This is a genomic window from Methylobacterium sp. Leaf85 (genome assembly GCF_001422125.1).
Taxonomy (GTDB): Bacteria; Pseudomonadota; Alphaproteobacteria; order Rhizobiales; family Beijerinckiaceae; genus Methylobacterium; species Methylobacterium bullatum.
On sequence record NZ_LMME01000023.1, the window covers coordinates 76,502 to 103,275 of the forward strand.

The following is a 26,774-nucleotide window of genomic DNA, read 5'->3' on the forward strand; positions in this document are numbered from 1 at the left end:
TCAATTCCTGCCGATTCGCCGGGCCTTCTCGGCCTCGTGCCACCAGATCGCCGGGGCGCCGAGATCGTAGGCCGGGCCGGGGGAGGGGTGGCCGTAGACGTCCCAGAGGGCAAGGCGGTGATCGGCCTTGTACCACATCGGAATCCAGTAGCGGCCCGAGCGCAGTACCCGATCGAGGGCGCGGGCGGCGACGGTGAGATCGGCCCGCGTGGACGCATCGAGCACCCGGCCGATCAAGGCGTCCACCGTGGCGTCGGAGATTCCGGCGAGGTTGTCCGAGCCCGGCGTGGCGGCGCTGGCCGAGCCGTAGACCTGCCTCAGTTCCGGCCCCGGCGTCGGCCCGCTGCCATAGCGGCGCGAGGTGATGTCGAAGTCGAAATCCTTCAGGCGGGACTGATACTGGGAGGTGTCCACCCGCCGGATGGTGGCCTTGATCCCGATCAGGCCGAGATTGCGGATGAAGGATTGGGTATGCGGCTCAAGGGCCGGATCGGCGTCGAGGAACTCGATCTCCAGGGGCTTGCCCCCCGGCAGCGCGATGGCGCCGCCCTCCCGCGTGCAGCCCGCCTCGCGCAGGAGCGCCACGGCACGGCTGAGGAGCGCCCGGTCCTGGCCGGAGCCATCGGACTGGGCCGGCTGCCACGCCTCGCCGAAGACCTCGTCGGGCAGGCCGGCGCGCATGGGGTCGAGCAGCGCGAGCTCCTCGGGCGAGGGCTTTCCGGTGGCCTTGAGATCGGAATTCTCGAAGAACGAGGCGGTGCGGATATAGGCGCCGAACATCAGGTTCTTGTTCGCCCAGGGGAAGTCGAAACACAGGCCGATCGCCTCGCGGACCCGGCGATCCTTGAAGGCCTCGCGGCGGGTGTTGATCCACCAGCCCTGCGTGCCCGAGGGACGCGCATCGGGCACGACCTCCTTGCGCACGCGGCCCTCGCGGAAGGCGGGGAAATCGTAGCCCGTCGCCCAGACGCGGGCGGTGAATTCCTCGCGGAAGGTGAAGATACCGCTCTTGAAGGCCTCGAACGCCACCTGGCGATCACGGAAATACTCGAAGCGGATCTGCTCGAAATTGTTCTGCCCGACCATCACCGGCAGGTCGGCGGCCCAGTAATCGGCCACCCGCTCCAGCTCGATGAAGCGGCCGGCTTCCAGGCGCCCGACCTTGTAGGGGCCGGACCCCATCGGCGGCTCCAGGGTGGAGGCTTCGAAGTCGCGGCCGGCGTAATAGGCCTTCGAGAAGATCGGTAGCGTCGCGACGAAGAGCGGCAGATCGCGGCTGCGGCCCTTCTCGAAGCGCACCACCACCGTTTCGTCGCCCTCCGCCACGGCGTCGGCCATGTCGCGGATCACCTGCGAGATTTCGGGGTGCCCCTTCTCCTTCAGCAAATTCAGGGAGAAGGCGACATCGGCGGCGGTGAGGCGCGAGCCGTCATGGAACCGCGCCTGCGGGCGCAGGGCGAAACGGTAGGTCAGGCCGTCCTCGCTCGCCTCCACGCTGCGGGCGACGAGGCCGTAGAGCGAATCGGGCTCGTCCAGCGCCCGCACCATCAGCGAATCGAAGGTGAGGTTCATGCCGGCGGCGCCGTCGCCGCGCAGGACGTAGACGTTGAGGGTGTTGAACGTGTCGCCGGCCTGGTTGCCGAGGGTGGAGGAGAGCTGCGCCGAGAACCGGCCGCCGCGTGGCGCGGCCGGGTCCACATAGGCGAAATGCGGAAAGTCGGCCGGGTATTTCAGTTCCCCGAAACTCGACATGCCGTGGCTCGCCCCGGTGGGGGCGGCCCGCGCCCGCTTCGTCAGGGCGGTGGCGATGCCGAGGGCGCCGGCCCCGGCGACGAAGTCCCGGCGGCTCGGCGCGACCCTCACCGGGGCGCCCCGGTCTTGGCGGCCAGCGCCTCGTCGTACCACCACGTGGTCGGGAAGCCGGAGGAGCCGTAGAGCGGGAGGGTGGCCGGGTGCCCGAACCGGTTCCAGCGCAGGGTCCGCGACACGTTCGAGGCCCATTGCGGCACGACGAAATTGTGGGCGAGGAGCACCCGGTCGAGGGCGTGGGTGGCGGCGAGCACGCCCGGACGGTCCTTGGCGAAGATCACCGCCTCGATCAGCGTGTCGATGGCCGGGTCCTTGATCCCGATCAGGTTGCGCGAGCCCTGCTTGTCGGCCGCAGTCGAGCCCCAATATTCGCGCTGCTCGTTGCCGGGGGAGAGGGACTGCCCCCAGGAACTCGTGGTCACGTCGAAGTCGAAGGCGCGCAGCCGGTTCTGGTACTGCGCCTGGTCGATGACGCGGAGCGAGGTCTGGATGCCAATGAGCTTCAGCTGGGCCGAGAACGGCAGGACCACCCGCTCGAACACGCTCTGGAACTCCAGAAATTCGACGGTGAGCGGCTCACCGGTCTTCACGTTGGTCATGCGCCCGTCGCGAAGCTCGTATCCGGCCTCCTTGAGGAGGCGCACCGCCTCGCGCAGGTTGGCGCGCACGGCATCGGGCGTGCCGTTCACAGGATTGGTGTAGGGCGTCGTGAAGACGGACGGCGGGACCTTGTCCTTCACGCCGTCGAGGATCGCCAGTTCCGCGCCCTGCGGCAGGCCGGAGGAGGCGAGTTCCGAGCCGAAATAATAGGAATCGATGCGCTTGTAGAGGCCGAAGAACAGCGCCCGGTTCATCTCCTCGAAGTTCATGGCGAGGTTGAAGGCGCGGCGCACCCGCTCGTCGGCGAACTTGGCCTTGCGGGTGTTGAAGACGAACGCCTGCATGATGCCGTTGCCGCGGTCGGGGAATTCCTCCTTGATCAGGCGGCCCTCCTTCACGGCGGGGAAGTCGTCATAGGCGGTGGCCCAGTTGCGGGCGATATTCTCGGCGCGGAAGTCGAACAGGTCACCCTTCAGCGCCTCGATCAGCACGGTGGCGTCACGAAAATACTCGTTGCGCATCGTGCCGAAATTGTTGCGGCCGACATTCACCGGCAGGTCGGCGCCCCAGTAATCGGGCACGCGCTCGTAGGTGACGCTGCGGCCGGCCTCGAACTTGGCGAGGCGATAGGGGCCGGAGCCGAGGGGGATCTCGAGGGTGGTCTGGGTGGCGTCGCGCTGGCGCCCTTCCGCGTCCTTGCCCGTCCACCAGTGCTTGGGCAGCACGCGGAGCTGGCCGAGCACCTGCGGCAGTTCGCGGTTGCCCTTCTCGGTGAAGGTGAAGGTGACCTCGCGCGGGCCGGTGACCTCGCCCTTCGCCACGGTCTGGTAATAGGCCGCGTAGAACGGGCTGTTGGCCTTCAACGTCTCGTAGGACCAGACCACGTCCTCGGGCGTGATCGGCTTCCCGTCGTGCCATCGGGCATTCTCGTGCAGGCGGTAGGAGACGGAGGAGAGGTCGTCGGCGATGCGCACCCCTTCGGCGAGGAGCCCGTAGGAGGTGAACGGCTCGTCCAGCGACTCCGTCATCAGCGTATCGTAGATCTGCGCGACCCCGCCTTCGAGATCGCCCTTCAGACCCGCCACGACGAGATTGAAATTGTCGAAGCCGCCCTGGGCGCCGAGGCGCACGAGCCCGCCCTTCGGGGCCTTCGGGTCGGCATAGTCGAACTGCTTGAAATCGGCCGGGTATTTCGGCTCGCCCATGAGCGTGAAGGCATGGGCCCATGGGGCGCCGTCGGGGGCGGCCCTGGCACCACCGACGAAGGCGGCGATCGCGAGGGAGGCGGCGAGAAGGCGTCCGATCAGGGCTGTTCGCATCACGAGGCGGCTGTCTCCCGAATTCCGTTGCCCGTGCCGTCGAGGGCGCAGGCGCGATGTCCTTCTAGGACGTCGGGACGGGCCACGCCAAGCGGTCAAGTCCCCGGCGCGTCGGTTGAACGCGTGGGAGGATCGCCTCGCGAGGAACGGCGGAGGGCCTCGGGGTACTCCCGATCACGGTTGGTACCCCCCGGTGTACGACGCAGCAGCGGAAGTTTCTGGAAAGACACGAAGAGCCGGTTCGAATTGTTAGTCCGAGGCTCCACCTCATCCCGAGGTGCCGCGCAGCGGCCTCGAAGGAGGGCTCCAGCACCCACTGAGCAGACTGGAGAGCTCCTTCGAGGCCCTTCGCCGAGGCGAAGGGCTCCTCAGGATGAGGTGATCTGATTGGATGATGGACTTCAGCGGATGATCTGCTTCCGCATGAACATCCTCCGGACAAATCCGATCAACCGGATGTCAGACGATCTGGACGCTCTTCGGCGTGATTTCGGAGAGCTTGGTGGCGCCGACCTGGCGCATGATCGTCTCGAACTCGCGCTGCATCAGGGTGAGCACCATCTCGACGCCGGGCTGGCCGAAGGCGGCGAGGCCCCAGACATAGGGGCGGCCGACGCAGACGGCGGTGGCGCCGAGCGCCAGTGCCTTCAGCACGTCGGTGCCGCGACGGAAGCCGCCGTCGATGAGGACCGGGACCTTGCCGTTCACGGCGGCGACCACTTCCGGCAGGGCGCCGATGGTCGATTGCAGGCTCTCCTCGGCGCGGCCGCCGTGGTTGGAGACGATGATCGCGTCGACGCCGTGGGTCAGGGCGATCTTGGCGTCTTCCTGGGTCACGATGCCCTTGAGGACGAGCTTGCCCTTCACGATGCCGCGCAGGCGCTTCACGTAGTCCCAGGTCATGCCGGTGCCGTAGAGGTTGGTGACCTTCGACACGTCGATCTCGTCGAACATCGGCTTGCGGCTGACTTCGTTCTTGAAGCCTGGCGTGTGGCAATCGGTACAGGTGCGGGTGTCGGCGCGGCGCTCGCGGAACAGCGTCTCGGTGTTGCGGCCGCCCTGGCGGTCGACGGTGAGCACGATGGCCGGGGCGCCGGCCGCCTCGGCCCGCTTCACCAGCTTCTCGGTCACGGACCAGTCGTCGGTGGGGTAGAGCATGTACCAGACGGGGGCGCCGCGCTCCTTGATGACGTCCTCGATGGAGGTGCTGCCCACCGTGGACAGGATCATCTGGTGACCCTTCACCTTGCAGGCGCGGGCGGCGGCCGCCTCGGCTTCGGGATGGAACGCACCCACGCTGCTGACGGGGGCGAGCGCGATCGGGCTCGCCCAGGTCTCACCGAAGATCTTCACGGTCGTGTCGATCTTGCGCACGTCGATCAGGCGGCGGACGCGGATATGGATCTTGTCGAAATCGTCCCGGTTGGCCTTCAGCGTCTTGTCGGCATCGACGCCGCTGGCGAGGTAGCCGTAATGCGCCGGGGGCAATTCCTTCTTCGCCACGGGCTCGAAATCGAACACGTTGAGCGCCTGCGCCGGGGAGGCGATGAGGTCGCCGTTCATCACGGGGGCGGCGCGCAGGACGTCGTAGCTCTGGGCCACCGCTTCCGTGGTACCGAGGGCGGCGATTCCCGCCAGGGCGCGTGCGGCGCTCGGCGCGAACAGGGGACTGGACGAGAAGTAGGCCAACAGTTTCCGGCGGTGGATCGATGCGTGTTCACCCATGGCAGACTTTCCCTCGACACCGTTCGACATACGTCTCGCTCTCGCTTGCTTCGATTTGCCGGACCTTCCTGCACCAATTCTATTGTGCGATGCAATAACTGTTATAATTCTAAATCGTAGCGTGCATGCCTTCCGCCGCCAACGCGATGAGGTCGGCCGATGCGGTATTCCAACGGGATCCGGGCTCAAAATCGCAGATCGGCGGCGATATATGTCGATCTGCGTCCTGCGCCGCGCTTTCACGATGGCGCGATCCGCCGGATCTCAGAGCTGAGCAGGCGACGTGATTCGCCCGGCACTACCGCATCGCAATATGAAAAGGGCCGGTCGACGGGTCGTTCGGAACAGTAAAGGCGCGGACATGCCGCGCCTTTCCGTCGAGCCGATGAAAACGTGTCGGCAAAGCCGAAATTTACTGCGCCGGCTTGTCCTCGGCGGCGGCCTTCTCGACGGCGGGAAGCGGCGCCGGGGTGTCGGCGAGCGAGCGCAGATAGGCGATCACGTCGGCGCGCTCCTGCGGGGCCTGGATGCCGGCAAAGGCCATCTTGGTGCCCGGCACGTAGGTCTTCGGGTTGGCGAGGAAGTGATCGAGCTCGTCGTAGGTCCAGGTGCCGCCCTTCTCCTTCAGCGCGGCGGAATACTCGAACCCGCTCTCATGGGCGCGCTGGCGGTCGACCACGCCCCAGAGGTGCGGACCCACCTTGTTGGGGCCGCCCTTCTCGAAACTGTGGCAGGCGGCGCACTTCTTGGCGGCGCCGGTACCCTTCTCGACGCTGGCGCTGGCGAGGCGGACCGGAAGCGGCTCGACCTTGGCCGCAGCGGCGGCGGCTCCGCCGGCCGCCTCGGGCTGAGGCTCGGGCAGGGCGTAGCCGGCACTTCCCGCCGGCTTGGCGCTGTAGATCAATTCGGCGACGAAACCGGAGCCCATGGCGAGAAGGAGAGTGCCGAGTACGGCGCCCGCGACCTTGTTCAGCTCGAAAGAGTCCATTCTCGACAACTCCGGGGGCGTCCGCCGGTTGCGGCGGCAGGCGTGGCCCGGTGAGCGGATGCCCCGGACTCTGGAAATGTTCGAGGGTGAATAGCGGTTAAGGGCCGACCTTGACAATGGCGGAGCGGGCGGCCGTGTAGTCGCATAGCGCCGGATGTCATTCTCCCGCACCTGCGACCGTGCGCCGATGACAACGCGCACCGCCCCTGCTACTCCCCCGGCTCGCTGCGGAGATACGCCGGTCGATGTCGGATCCCCTCGTTCTCATTCCCGCCCGCATGGCCGCCACCCGGCTGCCGAACAAGCCGATGGCCGACATCGCCGGTGAGCCGATGATCGTCCATGTCTGGCGCCGCGCCGTGGAAGCCGGGATCGGACCGGTGGTCGTGGCCACGGATGCCGTCGAGATCGTCGAGGCGATCGAGCGGGTCGGCGGCCTCGCGACCCTCACCCGGGCCGATCATCCCTCCGGCTCGGACCGGCTGGCCGAGGCGCTCGACATCATCGATCCGCAGGGCAACCACGACGTGGTGGTCAACGTACAGGGCGACCTGCCGACGATCGACCCCGCGATCATCGGCGCGGCGATCATGCCGCTGGCCGATCGCGCCGTGGACATCGCCACCCTCTGCGCGATCATCACCCGCGAGGAGGAGCGGCACGATCCCAACGTGGTGAAGCTCGTCGGCCACCATGTGGGGCCCAACCGCCTGCGTGCGCTCTATTTCACCAGGGCGCAGGCGCCCTGGGGGGAGGGGCCGCTGTTCCACCATATCGGCCTCTACGCCTATCGCCGCCGGGCGCTCACCCGCTTCATGGCCCTGCCGCCCGGCGAACTCGAGACCCGCGAGAAACTGGAACAGCTGCGGGCGCTGGAGGCGGGCATGCGCATCGACGCCACCGTCGTCGACGACCTGCCGCTGGGCGTCGACACCCCCGCCGACCTCGAACGGGCGCGGGCGGTGCTCCTGGCCCGGCGCCTCAACTGACGAACCGAGTTGTTTCTCCCATGTCCGACACGACCGAATCCCGCACCACGATCTCCTACCAGGGCGAGCCGGGCGCGAATTCGCACATCATCTGCGCCCAGGCCTATCCCGACTGGACGCCGCTGCCCTGCGCCTCGTTCGAGGAGGCCTTCGCGGCGGTGAACGACGGCCGGGCCGCCCTGGCGATGATCCCCATCGAGAATTCCATCGCCGGGCGAGTCGCCGACATCCATCACCTGATCCCGAGCTCGAACCTGCACATCGTGGCCGAGCACTTCCTGCCGATCCATTTTCAGCTGATGGCGCTTCCCGGCACGCCGATCGAGGCGATCCGGACGGTGCACAGCCACGTCCACGCGCTCGGCCAATGCCGCAAGATCATCCGGCGGCTCGGGCTCAAGGCCATCGTGGCCGGCGACACGGCGGGCGCGGCGCGGGAAGTCGCCGAAGCCGGCGATCCGAGCCGCGGCGCGCTGGCCCCGGCCATGGCCGCGGGCGTCTACGGGCTCGACATCCTCGCCCGCGACGTGGAGGACGAGAGCCACAACACCACGCGCTTCGTGGTGTTCTCGCCCGAGGCGGTGGAGATCCCGGCCGCCTCGGGGCCGACGGTGACGAGCTTCATCTTCCGTGTGCGCAACATCCCGGCCGCGCTCTACAAGGCGCTCGGGGGATTCGCCACCAACGGCGTCAACATGTCGAAGCTCGAGAGCTACATGGTCGAAGGCCAGTTCTCGGCGACGCAGTTCTATGCGGAAGTGGACGGCCACCCCGAGGATCCGGGCCTCGCCCGCGCGCTGGACGAACTCGCCTATTTCTCGCGGGAACTGCGCATCATCGGCACCTACCCGGCCCATCCGTTCCGCGAGACCACGCGGCTGGCGGCGGAATAGCAATAGATCCCTCCTCCCCCCCTTGTGGGGAGGAGTTGGAGGTGGAGGTGGTTTGGCGCCCTCAGCTTGCGGAGGCTGGCGGAGGCACCCCCACCCTCGATCCCTCCCCACAAGGGGGAGGGAGGCGCATCGCGAAAACTATTCCCGCTTGATCACCCGGTCGACCATGAGATCCGACCAGAAGCCCGGCCGGAACTCGCGCTTCAGGGCCTCGGGGTCGTAGACCGTCTCGACCCAGGTCAGGAAATCCAGCCCCTTCGCTTCGCCCTCGCGCAGGTAGAGATCGAAGAACGCATCGAGGATCCCGGTCTTGGCGAAGCGGAAATGGCCGTACCGCGCCGAGAGCTGACCCATCGCCTCCGAGACGGGCACGCCTTCGTGCAGGATGAGGAAGAGGGCGGCACCGAGTCCGGCCCGGTCCGCCCCGGACTTGCAATGCATCACGGCGGGATACTGGACCCCGTCGAAGAAGGCCTTCGCGCCGAGGATCGTCTCCTTCGACGGCGCTTCGCGCGAGCGCAGGACGAACTCGACGAGGGTCAGACCCTGCTGCGCGCAGGCCTCGCGCTGGAGCGGCCAGGAGCCGTGCTCGCGGCCGCCGCGCAGGGAGATCACCGTGCGCACGCCCTGCCGCCGGAACCAGGCGAGTTGGTGCGGCGTCGGCTGGGCCGAGCGCCAGACCTTGCCGGTGCCGATCTTGTGGCGGTTGAGATAGGCCAGCCGGAACACGCCGTGATCCACGAGCAGCATGTTGGCCCAGGCCCGCATGCGCGCACCCCGGCCGGCGATCGGCTGCTCGAAGCGGGCGATCCGCGCCATGCGCCGGGCATAGCGGATCTCGGGCTTGATGAATCTGTTGAACACGGGTGGCGGCGGGAACCTGTCGAGAGGAGCGTGCGGCGGCTCTAACAGCCGGGACAGCGTCGGGCAAACGGATGTCGCAGAATTGCGCCACTCACGCTTCAGGAAGCACACTTTCCGGAACTCGGCATCCGGCTTGCCTTCATCATGCCCGTATCGTGCATTTCGATGCGAGATCGTTCCCGTTTCCACCAAGCGTAGGGACAGTCATGAAGACGAGCACCACCAGCATCCGCCGCGCCCGTCCGGGAGACGCCGATCGGTTGAGCGACGTCTTCGACGAAACCTGGCGGGAGGCCTATCGCGGCATCATCCCCGGCATCTCCCTGGAACGGATGATCTCGCAACGTTCGTCGCAATGGTGGGTCGGCGCGGCCCAGCGCAACCGCCCCCTGGTCGTGGTCGAGATCGGCGACGAGGTCGTCGGATACGCGATCTACGGGCAGGCGAGGGGCGGCGCCCTGAAGGCATCGGGGGAGGTGGACGAGCTCTACATCCTGCCGGCCTATCAGGGCCTGGGCCTCGGCCGGCGCCTGTTCCGCGCGGTCCGCAACGACCTCGCCGATCACGGCTTGACGCGGATCGGGGTCTGGACCCTGGCGGGCAACGAGCGCGCCTGCGACTTCTACGCCGGTCTGGGCGGTATCAAGGTGGCCGAGGCCGTCGACCGCATGGCCGGCGCCGTCCTCTCCAAGGTGGCCTACCGCTTCGAGTGAGGCCCGATCCCGTCAGCGGGAACCCTGAAGGCGGGGCAATACGTTGATCCTCGGCCCGGACGTCGCCGTTCCCGTATGGGGGAACGCGTCGCGACGTCCTCGCGCCGGATCTAGGGACCACGATGACCGCCAGCCAGCAGGATCTGCCCCGCCGTGAGTGCACGGCGCAGGATTGGGACGACCGCGTCACCCGCCTCACCGAGAAACTGCCCGATCGGTTGCGGCGAGCCATCGAGTGGCTGCGCGAGCCCTCGCGCCGCTGGGTGAGGATCGGTGCGGCGATCCTGTTCATCCTGGGCGGCGTCTTCTCGATCCTGCCCGTGCTCGGGCTCTGGATGCTGCCCGTCGGGCTCGCCCTCCTCAGCCAGGACATCCCGGCCCTCAAGGTCCCGCTCGAACGCTCGGCCCGCTGGATCGAGGGCGTCTGGCGGCGCTGGTTCGGATCGGGCGATCAGAAATCCTGATCCGTGACTCCGGCCCGACCGTATGGGCCGAGGCTTTCAGCGCGGAAAGGGCGCGCAGCGGTTACGATAAGCCGCAAAAGCCCCGCGCATCGGGCCAAGGTCGATTTCCTTTAACGCGGAAGGGATTTAAGAGACGCCGAAACAGCGCCTTGGATTGCTGCAGGCTCGAGCGAGGACCCCATGATCATCGACTCCATCTCGATCGGAAAGAACCCGCCGGACGACGTCAACGTCATCATCGAAGTGCCGATCGGCGGCGATCCGATCAAGTACGAGATGGACAAGGAATCCGGTGCCCTCGTGGTCGACCGGTTTCTTTATACCGCGATGCATTACCCGGGGAATTACGGTTTCATCCCCCACACCCTCTCGGGCGATGGCGATCCCTGCGACGTTCTCGTGGCGAATACCCGCGCCATCGCTCCCGGCGCGGTCATCAGCGTCCGCCCGGTGGGCGTCCTGGTGATGGAGGACAATGCCGGCGAGGACGAGAAGATCATTGCCGTGCCGTCCCGCCACCTCACCATGCGCTACGACCGGATCGAGAACTACACCGACCTGCCGGACATCACGATCCAGCAGATCCAGCACTTCTTCGAGCATTACAAGGATCTGGAGCCCGGCAAGTGGGTGAAGATCAAGCGCTGGGGCGACAAGGCCGAGGCCCAGCGCCTCATCAACGAGGGTATCGAGCGCGCCAAGTCCGAGAAGGCCTGAGAGCCTTCTTCGATCGGATCTTTCCGCAGCGTGTGATTCCAAGGCGGCCCGCCTGCGAAAGTCGGTCGTCCAGACCAACCACCTCATCCTGAGGTGCCCTTTGCTTGAGCAAAGGGCCTCGAAGGAGCTTCCAGTTGCCACGCGATCCCTGGAAGCCTCCTTCGAGGCCGCTACGCGGCGCCTCAGGATGAGGTAATGTCTTGGAAAGACGACCCGAACAGGCGGTGAGACCGTCTCACAACGCCTCGCCCCGCATCAGCCTGGGCGAGGCGCCCCGCGAGGCCGAGGCCTCGCCGATGAAGAGCGACTTCAATCCCGGCATCCGGTCGACGAGGCCGAGCCCGAGATCACGCATCAGCCGAACCGGCAGGATGTCGTTGGAGAACAGGCGGTTGAGCCCGTCCGTGGCGGCCGCCATGGCGAAAGTGTCGAAGCGCCGGCTCCGCTCGTAGCGCTGCAGCACATCCTTCGCCCCCGGATCGAGCCCGAGGCGCAGGGCCTCCGTGATCTCCTCCGCCAGGGAGGCGGCATCGGCGAGGCCGAGATTCAGCCCCTGGCCGGCGATCGGGTGGATGACATGGGCCGCATCGCCCAGCAGGGCGAGCCGCTCGCCCCGGAAGCTTCGCGCCATGCCGAGGGAGAGCGGATGGGCACTCGGCCCGTCCTCGAGGACGAGACGGCCGAGATTGAGCCCGAAGCGGCGTTCGATTTCCCCGAGGGTTTCCTCGCGGCTGCCACCGATCAGCGCCTCCACATCCGCTGCCCGCTCCGTCCAGACGATGGAAGAGCGGTGGCCGAGCGCGCCGCCATCCACCAGGGGCAGAATGGCGAAGGGACCGCTCGGCAGGAAATGCTCGAAGGCCCGGCCGCCATGGGGGCGTTCATGGCCGATCGTGGCGACGATGCCCGTCTGCGGATAGGACCGGCCGACCCATCCGATCCCGGCCGCCTCGCGCAGCCTCGACCGCGATCCGTCCGCGGCGACCAGTAACGTCGCGTCGGTCTCGCGCCCATCGGACAACGCGAGGGCGATGCTCCGGCCGTTCGCCTGTGCGTGGCGGATGCCGACCGGCTCGAAGGCCACCCCGACGGCTTTCGATGCCGTCAGCAGGGCGTCGACGAGGTATTCTGCCTCCACCATATGGGCGAAGGGCTCACCGACGAGCGGCGATTCGCCGTCACCGTCCTGGCCGAAAGTCAGGAAGACCGGCCTCACCGGATCCGTCAGACGGCTGTCGCTGATCGCCATGTCGAGGATCGGTTCGGCCGCATGGGCGACGCCATCCCAGATTCCCAACCGCGTCAGCATGCGCCTTCCGCCGGCCGCCACGGCGAAGGCACGCCCGCGATGCCGCAGCGCGGCGCGGTCGAGCCCCGGATCGAAGACGGTGACCTCCAGGGCATCGCCATGAGCCTGGCGCAGGGCCAGCGCCAGGCTGAGACCGGGAATACCGCCACCGGCGATGACCACCTTGCGGAGCGCGCCACCTTGCATCGATCCGCTCATCCCCGTTCCGCCCATGCCCGTTGCCTCGTCCCCATTCCCACGGCCTGCGATGAGAGACACGTGGAGTGGCACCCCGCCGCGCCGGAGGCAACGCGCGACAGCGAAGCACGATGCGTCACCGGATCGGCCGGGTGGTCGCTTTCGATGAGTGAGCCGTTCATTCCCCGCGAGTTTTGCATTCCCGATGAGTCTTGCATTCCGGGCGAGCTGTGGCGATTCCCTCTGCCGTGACGCCGTGATGCACGGCCGCATCGATGTCCTCAGCCCGGTGAAAGGCCCGCATGACCGGATCCGTCGACGAACTCCTCGCCTGCCTCGACCTCGCGCGCCTCGACGACGACCTGTTCCGGGGCCAGAGCATCGAAACCGGATGGTTCCGGGTGTTCGGCGGCCAGGTGCTGGGGCAGGCCCTCGTCGCCGCATCGCGCACGGTGGGGGCGAGCCGGCCGCCGCATTCCCTCCATGCCTATTTCATCCTCGCCGGCGACCCGGCCGCGCCGATCGATTACGCGGTGGAACGCATCCGCGACGGGCGCAGCTTCGCCACGCGGCGGGTGGTGGCCCATCAGCATGGGCGCGCGATCTTCACCCTGTCGGCCTCCTTCCACACCGACGAGGAGGGGCTCGTCCATCGGATCGCCATGCCGGACGTGCCGGGGCCCGAGGCGCTCCTCGACGCCCCCGCTTTGGCCGCGCAGGCAGGTCCGTCGATCCCGGCCACCATGCGCGCCTATCTCGGCCGAGCCACCCCGATCGCGCTGAGGCCGGTGGAGGTGCAGCGCTACATGTCGCGCGACCCGCGCGAGCCCCGCTTCCACGTCTGGCTCCGGGCCGGGGCGCGCCTGCCGGACGACCCGGCCATCCACCGCGCCGTCCTCGCCTATGCCTCCGACCTGATGTTGCTGGACGCGACGCTGATCCCCCACGGCAAGACGGTGTTCGATGCCGCGATCCAATCCGCGAGCCTCGATCACGCCCTCTGGTTCCACCGTCCCTTCCGCGCCGACGAATGGCTGCTCTATGCGCAGGAGAGTCCTGCCGCTTCGGGCGGGCGCGGTTTCGCCAGGGGATCGATCTTCACGAGGGAGGGAGAGCTCGTGGCATCCGTGGCTCAGGAGGGTCTGATCCGGCCGACCGCGAACGGCTCGTGATGCGCTGCGAGCTTTGCTTTACGGGCTTCCATTCTGCTCACGTTATCGTCTGAATGATCATTATTTAGGCAATGGTCGCGAAAAAATCGCACGATCACGCGTCAGTGATCGATCACTTTGTGTGCAGAACGGGAAATCGCGAAAAGTTCCCTTTGGCATAGTCCTTGAATGATGGGCGCCGATCGCTTGGCCATTCCGGCTGGTGCGAAATGCCGGATTGCCGGGCCGCGACGCAGATCGGGCCGGTGACCGGGGGCATCCAGAACAAAAGGGGGCGCCGCCCATGAAGATCGTGATGGCTATCATCAAGCCGTTCAAGCTCGAGGAGGTCAGGGATGCGCTGACCGGAATCGGCGTCCACGGCCTCACGGTGACCGAAGTCAAAGGCTATGGCCGCCAGAAGGGCCACACCGAAATTTACCGCGGCGCCGAGTATGCCGTGAGCTTCCTGCCGAAGCTGAAGATCGAGGTCGCCGTCGCGTCCGACCTCACCAGCAGCGTCATCGACGCCATCGCCGCCGCCGCCCGCACCGGCCAGATCGGCGACGGCAAGATCTTCGTCGTGCCCCTCGAGAAGGCCGTCCGCATCCGCACCGGCGAGACCGACGTCGACGCGCTCTGAGCCATCGCCCCGGCCGGACGACGCTCCGGCCCGCTTCCCCTCCTTTTCCTCACGTCACCATCGCACCGCGACCGGGAGTTCCGTTTCCATGAAACTTCGCAATGCCCTTGCGCTCGGGATGGGAGGCGCCGCGCTGGCCCTCCTGTTCGTCGAGCCATCCCTCGCACAGTCGCCGACCCCAGAAGTCGTCGCAGCGCCGGCCGCCGCCGCGCCCGTCCCCAACAAGGGCGATACCGCCTGGATGATGGTCTCGGCCGTCCTCGTGCTGCTGATGACCGTGCCCGGCCTCGCGCTGTTCTACGGCGGCCTCGTGCGCACCAAGAACATGCTGTCGGTGCTGACGCAGGTATTCGCCATCGCCTCCATCGTCTGCCTTCTGTGGGTCGCCTTCGGCTACAGCATGGCCTTCACCAACGGCGGCGGTCTCAACGACTTCGTCGGCGGCTTCTCCAAGGTCTTCCTGAAGGGCGTCGACCCGTCCACCACCGTGGCGACCTTCTCGAACGGCGTCGTCATTCCCGAATACGTCTACATCTGCTTCCAGATGACGTTCGCGATGATCACGCCCGGCCTCATCGTCGGTGCCTTCGCCGAGCGCATGAAGTTCTCCGCCCTGCTCGTCTTCTCGGTGCTGTGGGTCACGCTGATCTACTTCCCGATGGCGCACATGGTCTGGTACTGGGGTGGTCCCGACCTCGTCGGCGACGCCGCCAAGGCCCTGGCCGCAGCCACCGACGACGCCTCCAAGGCGACCGCGCAGGCCGCTCTCGACGCGGTCAACGCCGATGCGGGCATGATCTTCAAGTGGGGCGCCCTCGACTTCGCCGGCGGCACCGTCGTGCACATCAATGCGGGTATCGCCGGCTTCGTCGGCTGCCTGATGCTCGGCAAGCGTATCGGCTACGGCCGTGACCTCCTCGCCCCGCACTCGCTGACCATGACCACCATCGGCGCCTCGCTCCTCTGGGTCGGCTGGTTCGGCTTCAACGCCGGTTCGAACCTCGAAGCCAACGGCTCCGCGGGTCTGGCCATGATCAACACCTTCGTGGCCACCGCCGCTGCCGCCGTCTCCTGGCTGTTCGTGGAGTGGATGCTCAAGGGCAAGCCCTCGCTCCTGGGCATGCTGTCGGGCGCCATCGCCGGCCTCGTCGCCGTCACGCCCGCCGCCGGCTTCGCCGGTCCGATGGGTTCGATCGTCCTCGGCCTCGTCGCCGGCGGCGCCTGCTTCATCATGTGCTCCACGGTGAAGAACGCCCTCGGCTACGACGACTCCCTCGACGTCTTCGGCGTCCACTGCATCGGCGGCATCCTCGGCGCCCTGGCCACCGGCATCCTGGTGAGCCCGGACTTCGGCGGCGTCGGCATCCCCGACTACACCAGCAAGCCCGGCGAACTCGCTGTCGGCGCCTACGACATGGCGGCGCAGCTCCTGGCCCAGGGTAAGGCCGTCGGCTTCACCATCCTGTGGTCCGGCATCGGCTCCGCCATCCTGTACAAGCTCGTCGACCTGACCATCGGTCTGCGCGTGACCCAGGACGAAGAGCGCGAAGGCCTCGACATCGCCGACCATGGCGAGCGCGCCTACAACTACTGATCACGCCTAAACACCATCTCAAACGAACCGAGAGGCCCCGGTCGCCATGCGACCGGGGCCTTTCTCATGTCCGTGACAGCCGTCGAGAACCGCATCGACGCCCCCGACCGTGAGGCAGAGCCGGCTCCCGCCGCCGGACTGGGGCGAAAATGTGATGCGAATGCAACACCCCCATGGCAAGTCCCACGAACGGCCGTATTTGCCTATTTCCTGGGCAATTGCATCAAAGTTAGTTTTGCGAAGCTCGGCCGGATTTGGCAACTTGCAAATCACAGAATAACTGGGGCTGAACTCTGATGACACTGAAGCTAACCGCACTGGGGACTGCCGCTTCCCTCGCCGCGTTCCTGAGCGTTGGCAGCGTCAACGCCGCCGACCTTGCCGCGCCGAAGACCATGCCGGTCGAGGCGAAGGCGCCCGATCCGCTGATCGGCTTCTCGTTCGGCTCGCGCTACCAGACGGACTACAACTTCCGCGGTGTGTCGCAGTCGAACCGCCAGGGCAGCTACCAGTCCTTCTTCGAGGCCCAGTATTTCGGCGGCTTCGCCTATACCGGCCTCGCCACCTACCAGACCCGCCTGCCCACGCAGCCGGACATGGAGTTCGATCTCGCCGCCGGTATCCGCCCGACCTTCGACAAGTTCGCCCTAGATCTCGGCGTGCTCTACTACTTCTACCCCAATGAGAAGCGCCTGTTGGGCCCGGGCGGCGCGTTCCTGACCACCGCCAACACCGACTTTATGGAATACGCCGCCAAGGGCACCTGGACCGCGACGGACTCGCTGACCCTCGGCCTCAACGTGTTCTACTCGCCAAACTTCCTCGGCCAGCACGCCAACGGCACCTACACCTCCGGCACCGCCGCCTATACCCTGCCGGCCAACTGGTTCTCGTTCCTGCCCGAGGCCTATTCCGGTGGCTTCTCGATCTCGTCCGAGCTCGGCTACTACTTCCTGACCGCCGCGAAGACCTCCGCCACCGGGCAGATCGCCTTCAACCTGCCGAGCTACCTCTACGGGAACGTCGGCCTGTCCTACACCTACAAGAACATTGTCCTCGATGTGCGCTACCACAACACCAACCTGAGCAAGACCGACTGCTTCAACTTCACCGGCGACTACCGCGGCTTCAACAACGGCGGGACCTCCAAGTGGTGCGGCGATGCCGTCATCGGCTCCATCACCTTCCAGACCTCGACTGCGGCTCCCGGCATCTACGCCGAGCCGGGCGGTCTCCTGAACCTCTTCCGCTAAGCGCCAAGCTCAGCGATGGACGAAGAAAGGCCCCGGAGCGATCCGGGGCCTTTCTCCGTTGGCGGCACGAACCAGATTCGACGAGGCGAGTCGTGAAAGCGTCCGAAAACACGGACATCTGTGCGGGCCGTGCTAACGATCTCTAAGCCTTAAACAGCCGTTAACTCGGTCGACATAGCGTTACCGGATCGTTTCTCCCTGCGTCTGGTCCCGTATGCGCTCGCTCCGCCGTTCCGCATCGCCCTACGACACTTTCGTCGACAGCTTCAGGCCGTTTCTGGCGAAGCGGATGACGGAGATGGGCGGTCTTCTCCTGTTCGCGGGCGCGACCGCGCTCACGGTCGCCCTGGCGACGTGGTCCATCGACGATCCGAGTATCAACCACGCCACCGACCATGCCGCGCACAACGTGCTCGGCACCGGCGGCGCGGTGGTGTCGGATCTGGCGATGCAGCTCCTCGGCCTCGGTTCCCTGGCCTTCGCCCTGCCGCCCGCCTTCTGGGGCGTCCAACTCATGCGGTCCCGGGAACTGCCCCGGGGCGGCCTGCGGATCACCCTCTGGATCATCGGCTTCTTCGCCGCGAGCGCTGTGGCGAGCGCGCTGCCGCCCACCGCCCGCTGGCCCCTGCCCACCGGGCTCGGCGGCGTGGCCGGCGATGCCCTGATCCACACCGCGCGGCTCATCGTCGGCGCCATCGCGTCCCCGGCCACGGCCCTCGTCGGTTTCGCCTTCGCGGCGGTGGCGATCCTGTGCCTCACCGGCGCCTGCCGCGCCGGAGCCGAGCCGGAGGAGGAATCCTACGATCAGCCCGCTCCGTCCGCGTCCAGCCAGCGGTCGCAGCCCTCCGCCCGGCATGACGGCCGCTACGAAGAGGACGAGCCGAGCCTCGGCATCGTCTCCCTCGGCACCCTGGCGCATCTCCTGATGGGCGGCCGGACCGCCATCGCGAGACGGATCGCCGAGTGGCGTGCCGACCGGGCGGCGGCGGCCACCGAACTCGCTTATGCCGGCGCCTCGCCGGCGCTCGCCGCGCGCCGCGCCTTCTCGGACGCGGACGACGCGCCATGGTCCACCCATGTGCCGCAGGACGCGGGACACCAGCCGAGAGGCGATGCCGCCTCGGCGCGTCGCGAACCGGTCTTCGAGCCGCAGCCTGTGGCGGAGACCCGGCCGGTCACCCGCCGTCCCCTCCCTGAGCCGATCCTGCACGACGACGAGCCGGACGATGGCGGCGAGGAGTTCTACGCTCCCGAAGAACCGGTGGCATCGGCGCCGGCGCCGCGCTCCCGTGTCGCCCCGGTGGCACCGTCCCCCGCTCCGGCACCGATCCGGCGCGCATCTCCCGCGCCGGCCTATGGCGCGGAGAGCTATTCCCATCCCCCCCTCGACCTGCTCGGCGAGGCGCCGGGCCTGTCCCTGGCGAGCCAGGTCTCGACGGAAGCCTTGGAGCAGAATGCGACCCTGCTCGAGGCCACCCTCAGCGATTTCGGCGTGCGCGGCGACATCCTCGCCGTGCGCCCCGGCCCGGTGGTGACGCTCTACGAACTGGAGCCGGCGCCGGGCACCAAGTCGAGCCGCGTGATCTCCCTCTCGGACGACATCGCCCGCTCCATGTCGGCGGTCTCGGCCCGTGTGGCGGTGGTGCCCGGCCGCAACGCCATCGGCATCGAATTGCCCAATGCCAGGCGCGAGACCGTGTATCTGCGCGAACTCCTTGCCTCGGCGGATTTCGTCGAGACGAAGCAGAGCCTCGCTTTGTGCCTCGGCAAGAATATCGGCGGCGAACCGATCATCGCCGATCTCGCCAAGATGCCCCACCTGCTCGTCGCCGGCACCACGGGCTCGGGCAAGTCGGTGGCCATCAACACGATGATCCTGTCGCTGCTCTACCGGATGAAGCCGGAAGAGTGCCGCCTGATCATGGTCGATCCCAAGATGCTGGAACTCTCCGTCTACGACGGCATCCCGCACCTGCTCTCCCCCGTCGTCACCGACCCGAAGAAGGCGGTCATCGCCCTCAAATGGGCCGTGCGCGAGATGGAGGAGCGCTACAAGAAGATGTCNCCCGCACCTGCTCTCCCCCGTCGTCACCGACCCGAAGAAGGCGGTCATCGCCCTCAAATGGGCCGTGCGCGAGATGGAGGAGCGCTACAAGAAGATGTCGAAGGTCGGTGTGCGCAACATCGACGGATTCAACGCGCGCCTCGCCGAGGCCCGTGGGCGCGGCGAGGTCCTGACCCGTACGGTCCAGACCGGATTCGACCGCGAGACGGGCGAGGCGGTCTACGAGACCGAGGAGATGGACCTCAATCCGCTCCCCTACATCGTCATCGTGGTCGACGAGATGGCCGACCTGATGATGGTGGCGGGCAAGGACATCGAAGGCGCGATCCAGCGTCTGGCGCAGATGGCGCGCGCGGCCGGCATCCACCTCATCATGGCGACGCAGCGCNCTGATGATGGTGGCGGGCAAGGACATCGAAGGCGCGATCCAGCGTCTGGCGCAGATGGCGCGCGCGGCCGGCATCCACCTCATCATGGCGACGCAGCGCCCGTCGGTGGACGTCATCACCGGCACGATCAAGGCGAACTTCCCGACCCGGATCTCCTTCCAGGTCACGTCCAAGATCGACAGCCGCACGATCCTCGGCGAGATGGGCGCCGAGCAGCTGCTGGGCCAAGGCGACATGCTGTTCATGGCCGGCGGCGGGCGCACCACCCGCGTCCATGGCCCGTTCTGCTCGGATTCGGAGGTCGAGAGCGTGGTCGCCCACCTGAAGCGCCAGGGCNCTGTTCATGGCCGGCGGCGGGCGCACCACCCGCGTCCATGGCCCGTTCTGCTCGGATTCGGAGGTCGAGAGCGTGGTCGCCCACCTGAAGCGCCAGGGCAGGCCGTCTTATCTCGAGGCCGTCACCGCCGACGATGGCGAGGACGACGACAAGGGTTCGAAGGGCGGCGGGAAATCGGCCAAGGGCGCGATCGACGAGATCGAGGTCGACGGCGCGGTCTTCGACCAGGGCAGCTTCGGCGAGAGCGGCGGCGATCTCTACGCCCAGGCGGTGCAGGTGGTCATGCGGGACAAGAAGGCCTCCACCAGCTACATCCAGCGCCGCCTGCAGATCGGCTACAACCGTGCCGCCTCGCTCATGGAGCGCATGGAGGTGGAGGGCATCGTCGGCTCCGCGAACCATGCCGGCAAACGCGAGATCCTGGTGGAGCCCGATCCGCACGAGATGTGACGTGTGCCGTCAGGCGCGCGGCGCGAACAGGATGATCCCGGTGCCGACGAGGCAGATCGCGGCACCGGTCATATCCCACCGGTCCGGCCTCTGGCTCTCGGCGAGCCAGAGCCAGAGGATCGAGGCGGCGATGTAGACGCCGCCATAGGCGGCATAGGCCCGGCCCGCCGCGTCGCTCTCCACCCTGGTGAGCAGCACGGCGAAGAGGACGAGGGACAGCGTGCCCGGCAGCGCCCACCAGGCCGACCGGCCGAGCCTCAGCCAGGACCAGAAGGCGAAACACCCGGCGATCTCGGCCAAAGCGGCGCCGGTATAGACGAGGGCGGTGATCAGGGGTTCGCTCCATCACGAAAGGGCGCCGCGCGCCGCGTTCCGATGCCGGTCATTCGCCCGCATGGACGACGGCCCGCGAGGACCGGGCTTCCGCCTCCCGCACGACATTCCGGCCCAGAATGGATCCAAGTGCCGATTCCAGCTGGGCATGCCGGAAGGCGAACCCGCTGGCGAGCGCTTTCTCGGGCAGCACCCTCTGCCCGCCCAGGAGCATCTCCTCGGCGAAGTCGCCGCCCAGCCGGCGCAGGAGCCGCGTCGGAAGCGGGAAGATCGCCGGGCGGTGGAGCTGCCGCGCCAGGGATACGGCGAAGTCGGCGTTGCGGACGGGCTCCGGTGCGGTCGCGTTCACCGGTCCCGCCAGGGTCGGCGTCGCGATGGCGTGGCAGATCAGGCGGACGAGGTCGTCGCGGGAAATCCACGACATCCATTGCCGCCCGGAGCCGATCCGTCCCCCGAGACCGAACTCGAACGGCATGAGAAGCCGCGCGAGGAGGCCGCCCTCGATTCCGAGCACCAGCCCGGTGCGTAGAAGGACGACCCGTGGGCCGAGGGCCGCGATCGCCATCGCTTCCCGCTCCCAGGCCTCGCACACCCTTTGGGTGAAGGCCGGAGCCGCCGGGCTCGATTCGGTGAGGCTCTCATCTCCGCGCAGGCCGTACCATCCGACGGCCGAGCCGCTGACGACGACGGACGGTGGCCGGTCGAGGCGGGCCACCAGTTTGGCGAGCCCGCGAGTCATCCTCAGGCGCGATGCGAGGATCGCGCGGCGCTTGGCACGCGTCCACAGCCCGTCGGCGATCGGTTCGCCGGCGAGGTTCACGATGGCATCGAGCCTCGCGTCGTCCGGCACTTGGTCGAGGGCAGTGACGATCCGCAACGGCGCGGGCAGTGCCGCGGCTTTCGCCCCGTCACGGGTCAGGACCGTCACCTCGTGGCCGGCCGCCACGAGGCTCGCCACGAGGCGCTGGCCGACGAAGCCGGTGGCGCCCGTCACCAGGATCGTCCGCGCCGGAGCGAGCATGTCCGCGAGCCCGGCCGGGGAGGGCAGGCCCAGGCGCTCGGACCGCCCGGCGGCGAACCAGTCGCGCAGGCCGAAGATCGCGACGGAGAGCGAGGCCGCGAGGGCGAGAACGCTCCAGGCGCCGTGGCTGACCCAGGCAATGCCCGTGGCCTCGCCGGCCCAGCCGAGCAGCACCGGCAGAATGAGGACGAGGATCGCACCGTAATTCAGCGCCAGGAGCGTGTGGTTCACCCGCTCCGTGGCCGGCAGGCGCCGACTCAGATCCTCTTCCACGAAATCCATCAGCGTGATGACGACCTCGACGATGAGAACGCCCATGATGGCCCAGGCGAGCAGCCCCTTCGGCTCGGCGAAACCGAGGGTGAGGAAGAGCAAGGCATAGAGCCAGTTGCGCACGGCATGGAGGCGCAGTTCCCCGCGCTGGGACGGGCGCCAGGCGAGGCGCTCGGTCAGTTCGTGGTGGTAGAGCGTGTCGAACGCTCCCATGGCGATCTGCACGGCGATCAGCGACCAGAGCAGGGTCGAGGTCATGATGTCGGGTCTCCCGCGTGATGGATCAGGCGTCGACGACGTCGCGGAACTCCGCCTCCTGGCGGATCAGCGTGCCGAACCAGGGGTGGCGGATCGTGAGGGTGAAGGCGAAGCGGTTCGCACCGGTCTCGCCGTGGGTCACGGTGAGGCTGCCCGGCGTCAGGAAACCGGGTAGCGGCAGATGCCATCGCCACAGCCGGAGGAAGTAGCGCCGGCTGGAGAAAACCAGCCGGCCCTCGACGACGGCGATATCGAGGCTCATGCCGAGACCGCCGCCCACATGCTCTTCGAGGCCGGTCGGCCCGCCGAAGCGCTTCGCCGAGTTGATCGTTTGGGGAAATCCGCCGGGCCTGGCGTAGAGCCGCGTCCAGACCTGCCCGCCTCCCGACCGGTCTTCGGTGACGGAGACGACGCTGGCGAGGCCGCCCCCCCTGGAGGTCGGCAGCGGACCGCCGATGAGGCGGGCGGCCTGTGCCAGGAGCCAGCCGAGGCGGCTCATCCGGGTCTCGACCACGTGGCCGACATAGACGGCGCTGGTGCCAGGACGGAGCCGCTTGGTGAAGCGCCGCCTGATCGCGGGCGACAGCGTGGTCCAGTCCTCGTCCGCGATCAGGCTGCGGAACCGCAGGTCGCGGAGGTCGGCCTCGTGCGCACGGGCGATTACCGGGCTTTCGCCGATGGGAGGCGCCGTGCCTCCCACGGAAGGCCCCCTCAATGCCGTCATGGTCATGATCGCGGCTCCCCGGTTCAGCCTTCGGGCTTGGAGGGCAGGAAGCGCACGATCCGGCTGCCGAGGCGGATCAGCTTGGCGAGGGTCGCGTGCGGAACGCCCAGCATCTGGCTGTGCCAGCGGTCCATGGTCTCGGTGAATTCGAGCATCGCCTTGAGGCGGCGGGAGGCGACGGCACCGATGGTCGGATCGCCCTCGGCCTGCGCCACGCAGGTGCGCAGGGCCGCGATCGCCGGATCGATCTCGCGCTCCTTGCGGCCGGCGGCGATGCGCGTGACCATCTCCCACAGGTCGGTCTCGGCGACGAAGTGATCACGGCGCTCGCCCAGCACGGGGACGCGCCGGATCAGGTTCCAGCCGGACAGTTCCTTGAGCGATGTCGAGACGTTGGAGCGCGCGATGCCCAGCGTCGCCGCGATCTCCTCCGCCGCCAGGGGCTTGTCCGACAGGTAGAGCAGGGCGTGAATCTGGGCGACGGAGCGGTTGACGCCCCATTGCCCGCCGAGATCGCCCCAGTGGAGGATGAAGCGCTCCACCGCCACGGGAAGCTTTTCGGGAGTGTCTGTAATTTCTGTCATGACAGAAATTACAGACATAAAAGAAATCGAGTCAAGCGACCGCCGCGTCGGGCGATGACAAGCGGCGTGTCAGTCTGCGCTGAACCGATAGGTCGTCGTCGCCGTGAAGACCTCACCGGGGCGGAGCGTCGTGGAGGGAAAATTCGCCCGGTTCGGTGCGTCGGGGAACCCCTGCGCCTCGAAACAGACCGCGTCGCCGGCGCGGTACAGCCGCCCGCCGGACCCGACCACCGTGCCGTCGAGCATGTTGGCGGTGTAGAGTTGCAGGCCCGGCTGGGTGGTGGCGATGGCGAGCCGTCTCCCGCTCGACGGATCGTGGGCGGAGGCCGCGTGCCGCAGGCGGCCGGGGTCGCGCAGGACGAAGGTGTGGTCGTAGCCATGCGCCAGAGCGAGCTGCGGATCCGCGTCGCGGATGCGGGTGCCCAGGGCTTCGGGCTCGCGAAAATCGAAGGCGGTGCCCGCCACGGGCCTGATCTCCCCCGTGGGAATCTGTCCGGCATCGGTGGGGAGGTAATGCTCCGCCGCGATGGCGATCCGATGTTGCATCACGTCGCCGGAGCCCTCGCCGGAGAGGTTGAAGTAGCTGTGGTTGGTGAGGTTGACGATGGTCGGCCGGTCGGTTCGGGCCGTGTAGTCGATCCGCAGGGTCTCGTCGCCGCTGAGGGAGTAAGCGACTTCCACATCGAGAGTGCCGGGGAAGCCCTCTTCGCCGTCGACCGAGCGATAGCCGAGGACCAGGGAGGTACCGTCCGACCGGATCACCCGCCAGATGCGCCGGTCGAAGCCGTTCTCCCCGCCATGCATGGTGTTGCCGCTGGCATTGAGCGGCAACTGGCATTGGTGTCCGTCGAGGCTGAAGCGCCCCCCGGCGATGCGGTTGGCGTAGCGGCCGATGATGGCGCCGAAATGCGCGTCGCTCGCCTCGTAGCCCGCCACTTCACGGGCGCCCAGGACGACGTTGGCCCAATTGCCCTCGCGGTCGGGCGTATCGATCCGGCCGATCACGCCGCCGAAATCGAGGATGTCGACACGCAGGCGGGACCGGGCGAGCCTGTATCGCGAGACGGGGCTACCGTCCTTCGTCCGTCCGAAAGTCTGTCCTGCCATGCCGGCACTCGTCTCGCGTCAGAGGAATCGTCGGGCCTCAACGCGCGGGATGCGGATCAGGGGGCGAAGGCCGGTTCGTCCGCATCGCTGGACAATTGCATCCGGTGCAGGCGCGCATAGCCGCCCTGCGAGGCGATCAGGGCGTCGTGCGTTCCGGTCTCGACGATGCGGCCGGCTTCCATGACCACGATCAAGCCGGCATCGCGCACGGTGGAGAGGCGGTGCGCGATGACGAGGGTGGTCCGCCCCTGCATCAGGCGCAGCAGCGCGCCCTGGACCAAACGCTCGGATTCGGAATCGAGGGCGCTCGTGGCCTCGTCGAGGAGCAGGATCGGCGCGTCCTTGAGGAAGGCGCGGGCCAGGGAGATGCGCTGGCGCTCGCCTCCCGACAGGCGTCCGCCGGAGGGGCCGACGCGGAACTCGTAGCCCTCGTTCAGCCGGCTGATGAAGCCGTGCGCGGCGGCGGCTTCCGCGGCGGCCTCGATCTCGGCGCGGGTCGCACCGGGACGGCCGAACCCGATATTGGCGGCGACCGTGTCGTCGAACAGCACCACGTCCTGGGAGACCACCGCCACGGCCGCGCGCAGGGACGGGATCGTGACGTCGCGCAGATCCGCGCCATCGATGAGCACGCGGCCTCCGGTCACGTCGTAGAGACGCGGAACGAGGTTGAGCAGGGACGACTTGCCGGAGCCCGAGCGCCCGACCAGGGCGACGGTGGCGCCGGCGGGGACGGTGAGGTCGATTCCCTCCAGGGCCGGCGCGTCCTCGCGATAACGGAAGCGGACGCCTTCGAACCGGATCTCTCCGCCGGTGATGACCAGCGGCACGGCATCGGGCTTCTCGCGGATGCGCGGCGCCTCGTCCATCAGCGCGAAGTAACGCTGCAGAGCCGCGCCGGCTTCCTGAAGGATGGCGTTGAGGGTGCCCAGGGCGCGGGCGGGCTGCGCGGCCAGGAGCAGGGCGGCGACGTAGCCGGTGAAATCGCCCACCGTCCGGTCGCCGGACATGACGCGCTGGCCCACCAGGACCAGCACCGCCGCCACCGCGACCCCCCCGCCGATCTCCATCAGCGGATCGAGGCGTCCGCGGGCATTGGCCGCCTTCATCTTGAGGCGGCGGACATTGTCGAACGCGCCGGAAGCCCGGCCCTTCAGGTAGGATTCGAGGGCGTAGGTCTTTGCGATGCGGGCGCCCTGCAGGCTCTCGGTGATAAGGCTCGCCGTGAGGCCCATCTGCTCCTGCGTGGTGGTGGAGACCCGCCTCAGCTTCTTGCCGATGCGGCCGATCGGGCCGGCGACGAAGGGCACGACCACCGCCGCCACCAGGGTGAGCACCGGGTCCATCCACAGCAGCGCGACGACGAGGGCGATCAGCATGGCGAGATCGCGCAGGAGCACCGTGGAGATGCGCGTCAGTGCCTCCTTGATGAAGGCGAAATCCGTGGTGAAGCGCTGGGTGAAGGCCGCCGGGCTCTCCCGCCCGAGCTGGGCGAGGTCGGAATCGATGAGATGCCCATAGAGTGCCGCCTGCATGTCGGCCTCGACGCGGGTCACCACCCGGTTGGTGAGCACCGTCTGGCCGAACAGGGCAAAGCCCCGGATCGAGGTGATGGCGATGACGATGATCGGCCCATAGGTGAGGGCGGCAGGGTCCTTGTGGTCGAAAGCGTCGAAGGCGCCCTTGATCAGGGCGGGATACAGCCCCGTCGCGACCCCGATGATGGCGATCAGCACCAGGACGACGGCGAGGGTCGCCCGGTGGGGCCGTAGCCAGTCGCGCCAGACACGGCCGATGAGGGGAAGGGTGTCACCCCTGAGAAGCGGCCTACGGCCCATGATCATCCGTTGTCTGGCGCGCGGGCAGGCGCCCGGCATTCAGACGGGGGTTTGCCGGGCGATGAGGGGAAGATCAAGCGACGCTCTCCGCCTTGGCAATGTGATACTGTTACACTAGAGAATGCAGCCGTACATCGGGTGCCGGCTGAGTGCACCATCCCGCCGCTTTTCGGTCGTGTGACGCATC

Annotated in this window: 21 protein-coding genes and 5 pseudogenes; 14 read left to right on the forward strand and 12 right to left on the reverse strand. The window is 67.8% G+C overall.

Features of this window, described 5'->3' with window-relative positions; translation table 11 throughout:
* The 4 genes and pseudogenes from ASF08_RS12595 to ASF08_RS12610 form a co-directional block, all read right to left on the reverse strand.
* Positions 1-1,863, reverse strand: coding sequence for an extracellular solute-binding protein (locus ASF08_RS12595; RefSeq protein WP_056145741.1), 1,863 nt, complete (start codon positions 1,861-1,863; stop codon positions 1-3).
* Positions 1,860-3,728 (reverse strand): extracellular solute-binding protein, encoded by a 1,869-nt coding sequence (locus ASF08_RS12600; protein ID WP_056145744.1) that lies wholly within the window; start codon positions 3,726-3,728, stop codon positions 1,860-1,862. Before ASF08_RS12600 ends, ASF08_RS12595 begins: the two co-directional genes overlap by 4 nt.
* A 459-nt stretch (positions 3,729-4,187) precedes the next feature.
* A complete protein-coding gene (locus ASF08_RS12605) occupies positions 4,188-5,453 on the reverse strand; it encodes an alpha-hydroxy acid oxidase (protein WP_056146519.1) in 1,266 nt (421 codons plus the stop codon).
* 418 nt (positions 5,454-5,871) lie between these two features.
* A pseudogene (locus ASF08_RS12610) lies at positions 5,872-6,441 on the reverse strand (c-type cytochrome); the annotation flags it as partial.
* A gap of 245 nt (positions 6,442-6,686) precedes the next feature.
* Between ASF08_RS12610 and ASF08_RS12615 the strand changes: the two are divergent.
* Positions 6,687-7,430, forward strand: a complete 744-nt coding sequence (locus ASF08_RS12615) for a 3-deoxy-manno-octulosonate cytidylyltransferase (protein ID WP_056145750.1) — start codon at positions 6,687-6,689, stop codon at positions 7,428-7,430.
* Between the two features lie 20 nt (positions 7,431-7,450).
* The gene (locus ASF08_RS12620; RefSeq protein WP_056145752.1) at positions 7,451-8,323 is read left to right on the forward strand and encodes a prephenate dehydratase; all 873 of its coding nucleotides are present in this window, start codon (positions 7,451-7,453) and stop codon (positions 8,321-8,323) included.
* Positions 8,324-8,461: 138 nt separating this feature from the next.
* Here the strand turns inward: ASF08_RS12620 and ASF08_RS12625 are convergent, their stop codons facing one another.
* The gene (locus tag ASF08_RS12625) at positions 8,462-9,187 is read right to left on the reverse strand and encodes a fused DSP-PTPase phosphatase/NAD kinase-like protein (protein ID WP_056145755.1); all 726 of its coding nucleotides are present in this window, start codon (positions 9,185-9,187) and stop codon (positions 8,462-8,464) included.
* A gap of 206 nt (positions 9,188-9,393) precedes the next feature.
* Here ASF08_RS12625 and ASF08_RS12630 point away from each other — a divergent pair, with 206 nt between their 5' ends.
* The 3 genes from ASF08_RS12630 to ppa all read left to right on the forward strand — a co-directional run bounded on the left by ASF08_RS12630 (position 9,394) and on the right by ppa (position 11,081).
* Complete coding sequence (locus ASF08_RS12630; RefSeq protein WP_056145758.1) at positions 9,394-9,900, forward strand: GNAT family N-acetyltransferase; 507 nt, start codon at positions 9,394-9,396, stop codon at positions 9,898-9,900.
* Between the two features lie 122 nt (positions 9,901-10,022).
* Entirely contained in the window at positions 10,023-10,364 is a 342-nt protein-coding gene (locus tag ASF08_RS12635) for a hypothetical protein (protein ID WP_018044680.1), read from the forward strand.
* 180 nt (positions 10,365-10,544) lie between these two features.
* Positions 10,545-11,081 (forward strand): inorganic diphosphatase, encoded by a 537-nt coding sequence (gene ppa / locus ASF08_RS12640; protein ID WP_056145761.1) that lies wholly within the window; start codon positions 10,545-10,547, stop codon positions 11,079-11,081.
* A gap of 235 nt (positions 11,082-11,316) precedes the next feature.
* Here the strand turns inward: ppa and ASF08_RS12645 are convergent, their stop codons facing one another.
* On the reverse strand, positions 11,317-12,588 hold the full coding sequence (locus tag ASF08_RS12645; RefSeq protein ID WP_056146521.1) for an FAD-dependent monooxygenase: 1,272 nt from the start codon (positions 12,586-12,588) through the stop codon (positions 11,317-11,319).
* A gap of 281 nt (positions 12,589-12,869) precedes the next feature.
* Between ASF08_RS12645 and tesB the strand changes: the two genes are divergently transcribed.
* The 9 genes and pseudogenes from tesB to ASF08_RS25825 all read left to right on the forward strand — a co-directional run.
* Positions 12,870-13,739, forward strand: coding sequence for an acyl-CoA thioesterase II (tesB, locus tag ASF08_RS12650; protein WP_056145764.1), 870 nt, complete (start codon positions 12,870-12,872; stop codon positions 13,737-13,739).
* A 283-nt stretch (positions 13,740-14,022) separates the two neighbouring features.
* On the forward strand, positions 14,023-14,361 hold the full coding sequence (locus ASF08_RS12655) for a P-II family nitrogen regulator (RefSeq protein WP_018044676.1): 339 nt from the start codon (positions 14,023-14,025) through the stop codon (positions 14,359-14,361).
* An 88-nt stretch (positions 14,362-14,449) separates the two neighbouring features.
* Positions 14,450-15,955: an ammonium transporter gene (locus ASF08_RS12660; protein WP_026176080.1), complete on the forward strand. Its 1,506-nt coding sequence runs from the start codon at positions 14,450-14,452 to the stop codon at positions 15,953-15,955.
* Positions 15,956-16,251: 296 nt separating this feature from the next.
* Positions 16,252-17,208 carry a TorF family putative porin gene (locus ASF08_RS12665; protein WP_147830055.1) on the forward strand — a complete coding sequence of 319 codons (957 nt, stop codon included), beginning with the start codon at positions 16,252-16,254 and terminating at the stop codon, positions 17,206-17,208.
* A gap of 214 nt (positions 17,209-17,422) precedes the next feature.
* A partial coding sequence (locus ASF08_RS25810; RefSeq protein ID WP_443136821.1) for a DNA translocase FtsK 4TM domain-containing protein occupies positions 17,423-19,272 on the forward strand: 1,850 nt, incomplete at its 3' end.
* Position 19,273: 1 nt separating this feature from the next.
* Positions 19,274-19,661, forward strand: a pseudogene (locus ASF08_RS25815) (FtsK/SpoIIIE domain-containing protein); the annotation flags it as partial.
* 7 nt (positions 19,662-19,668) lie between these two features.
* Positions 19,669-19,716: pseudogene (locus ASF08_RS26235) on the forward strand (hypothetical protein); the annotation flags it as partial.
* Between the two features lie 30 nt (positions 19,717-19,746).
* Positions 19,747-19,998 (forward strand): annotated as a pseudogene (locus tag ASF08_RS26240) (cell division protein FtsK); the annotation flags it as partial.
* 1 nt (position 19,999) lies between these two features.
* Positions 20,000-20,449 (forward strand): annotated as a pseudogene (locus ASF08_RS25825) (DNA translocase FtsK); the annotation flags it as partial.
* 9 nt (positions 20,450-20,458) lie between these two features.
* Here the strand turns inward: ASF08_RS25825 and ASF08_RS12675 are convergent.
* From ASF08_RS12675 to ASF08_RS12700, 6 genes are all read right to left on the reverse strand, one after another.
* Entirely contained in the window at positions 20,459-20,782 is a 324-nt protein-coding gene (locus ASF08_RS12675) for a YnfA family protein (protein ID WP_200931860.1), read from the reverse strand.
* A gap of 49 nt (positions 20,783-20,831) precedes the next feature.
* Positions 20,832-22,334, reverse strand: coding sequence for a TIGR01777 family oxidoreductase (locus tag ASF08_RS12680; RefSeq protein WP_056145770.1), 1,503 nt, complete (start codon positions 22,332-22,334; stop codon positions 20,832-20,834).
* 25 nt (positions 22,335-22,359) lie between these two features.
* A complete protein-coding gene (locus ASF08_RS12685) occupies positions 22,360-23,058 on the reverse strand; it encodes a DUF4166 domain-containing protein (RefSeq protein WP_244474536.1) in 699 nt (232 codons plus the stop codon).
* A gap of 23 nt (positions 23,059-23,081) precedes the next feature.
* Entirely contained in the window at positions 23,082-23,642 is a 561-nt protein-coding gene (locus ASF08_RS12690; RefSeq protein ID WP_056145774.1) for a GbsR/MarR family transcriptional regulator, read from the reverse strand.
* A gap of 69 nt (positions 23,643-23,711) precedes the next feature.
* On the reverse strand, positions 23,712-24,749 hold the full coding sequence (locus ASF08_RS12695) for an aldose epimerase family protein (protein ID WP_056145777.1): 1,038 nt from the start codon (positions 24,747-24,749) through the stop codon (positions 23,712-23,714).
* A 56-nt stretch (positions 24,750-24,805) separates the two neighbouring features.
* Entirely contained in the window at positions 24,806-26,593 is a 1,788-nt protein-coding gene (locus tag ASF08_RS12700) for an ABC transporter ATP-binding protein (protein WP_443136526.1), read from the reverse strand.
* Between the last annotated feature and the right edge of the window lie 181 nt (positions 26,594-26,774).

Bases quoted from the DNA above. Each gene is read 5' to 3' on its own strand.
- ASF08_RS12600 (WP_056145744.1), bottom strand. From the start codon at position 3,728: ATGCGAACAGCCCTGATCGGACGCCTTCTCGCCGCCTCCCTCGCGATC.
- ASF08_RS12605 (WP_056146519.1), bottom strand. From the start codon at position 5,453: ATGGGTGAACACGCATCGATCCACCGCCGGAAACTGTTGGCCTACTTC.
- ASF08_RS12615 (WP_056145750.1), top strand. From the start codon at position 6,687: ATGTCGGATCCCCTCGTTCTCATTCCCGCCCGCATGGCCGCCACCCGG.
- ASF08_RS12620 (WP_056145752.1), top strand. From the start codon at position 7,451: ATGTCCGACACGACCGAATCCCGCACCACGATCTCCTACCAGGGCGAG.
- ASF08_RS12630 (WP_056145758.1), top strand. From the start codon at position 9,394: ATGAAGACGAGCACCACCAGCATCCGCCGCGCCCGTCCGGGAGACGCC.
- ASF08_RS12635 (WP_018044680.1), top strand. From the start codon at position 10,023: ATGACCGCCAGCCAGCAGGATCTGCCCCGCCGTGAGTGCACGGCGCAG.
- ppa (WP_056145761.1), top strand. From the start codon at position 10,545: ATGATCATCGACTCCATCTCGATCGGAAAGAACCCGCCGGACGACGTC.
- ASF08_RS12645 (WP_056146521.1), bottom strand. From the start codon at position 12,588: ATGAGCGGATCGATGCAAGGTGGCGCGCTCCGCAAGGTGGTCATCGCC.
- tesB (WP_056145764.1), top strand. From the start codon at position 12,870: ATGACCGGATCCGTCGACGAACTCCTCGCCTGCCTCGACCTCGCGCGC.
- ASF08_RS12655 (WP_018044676.1), top strand. From the start codon at position 14,023: ATGAAGATCGTGATGGCTATCATCAAGCCGTTCAAGCTCGAGGAGGTC.
- ASF08_RS12660 (WP_026176080.1), top strand. From the start codon at position 14,450: ATGAAACTTCGCAATGCCCTTGCGCTCGGGATGGGAGGCGCCGCGCTG.
- ASF08_RS12665 (WP_147830055.1), top strand. From the start codon at position 16,252: ATGACACTGAAGCTAACCGCACTGGGGACTGCCGCTTCCCTCGCCGCG.
- ASF08_RS12680 (WP_056145770.1), bottom strand. From the start codon at position 22,334: ATGACCTCGACCCTGCTCTGGTCGCTGATCGCCGTGCAGATCGCCATG.
- ASF08_RS12685 (WP_244474536.1), bottom strand. From the start codon at position 23,058: ATGACGGCATTGAGGGGGCCTTCCGTGGGAGGCACGGCGCCTCCCATC.
- ASF08_RS12690 (WP_056145774.1), bottom strand. From the start codon at position 23,642: ATGACAGAAATTACAGACACTCCCGAAAAGCTTCCCGTGGCGGTGGAG.
- ASF08_RS12695 (WP_056145777.1), bottom strand. From the start codon at position 24,749: ATGGCAGGACAGACTTTCGGACGGACGAAGGACGGTAGCCCCGTCTCG.
- ASF08_RS12700 (WP_443136526.1), bottom strand. From the start codon at position 26,593: ATGATCATGGGCCGTAGGCCGCTTCTCAGGGGTGACACCCTTCCCCTC.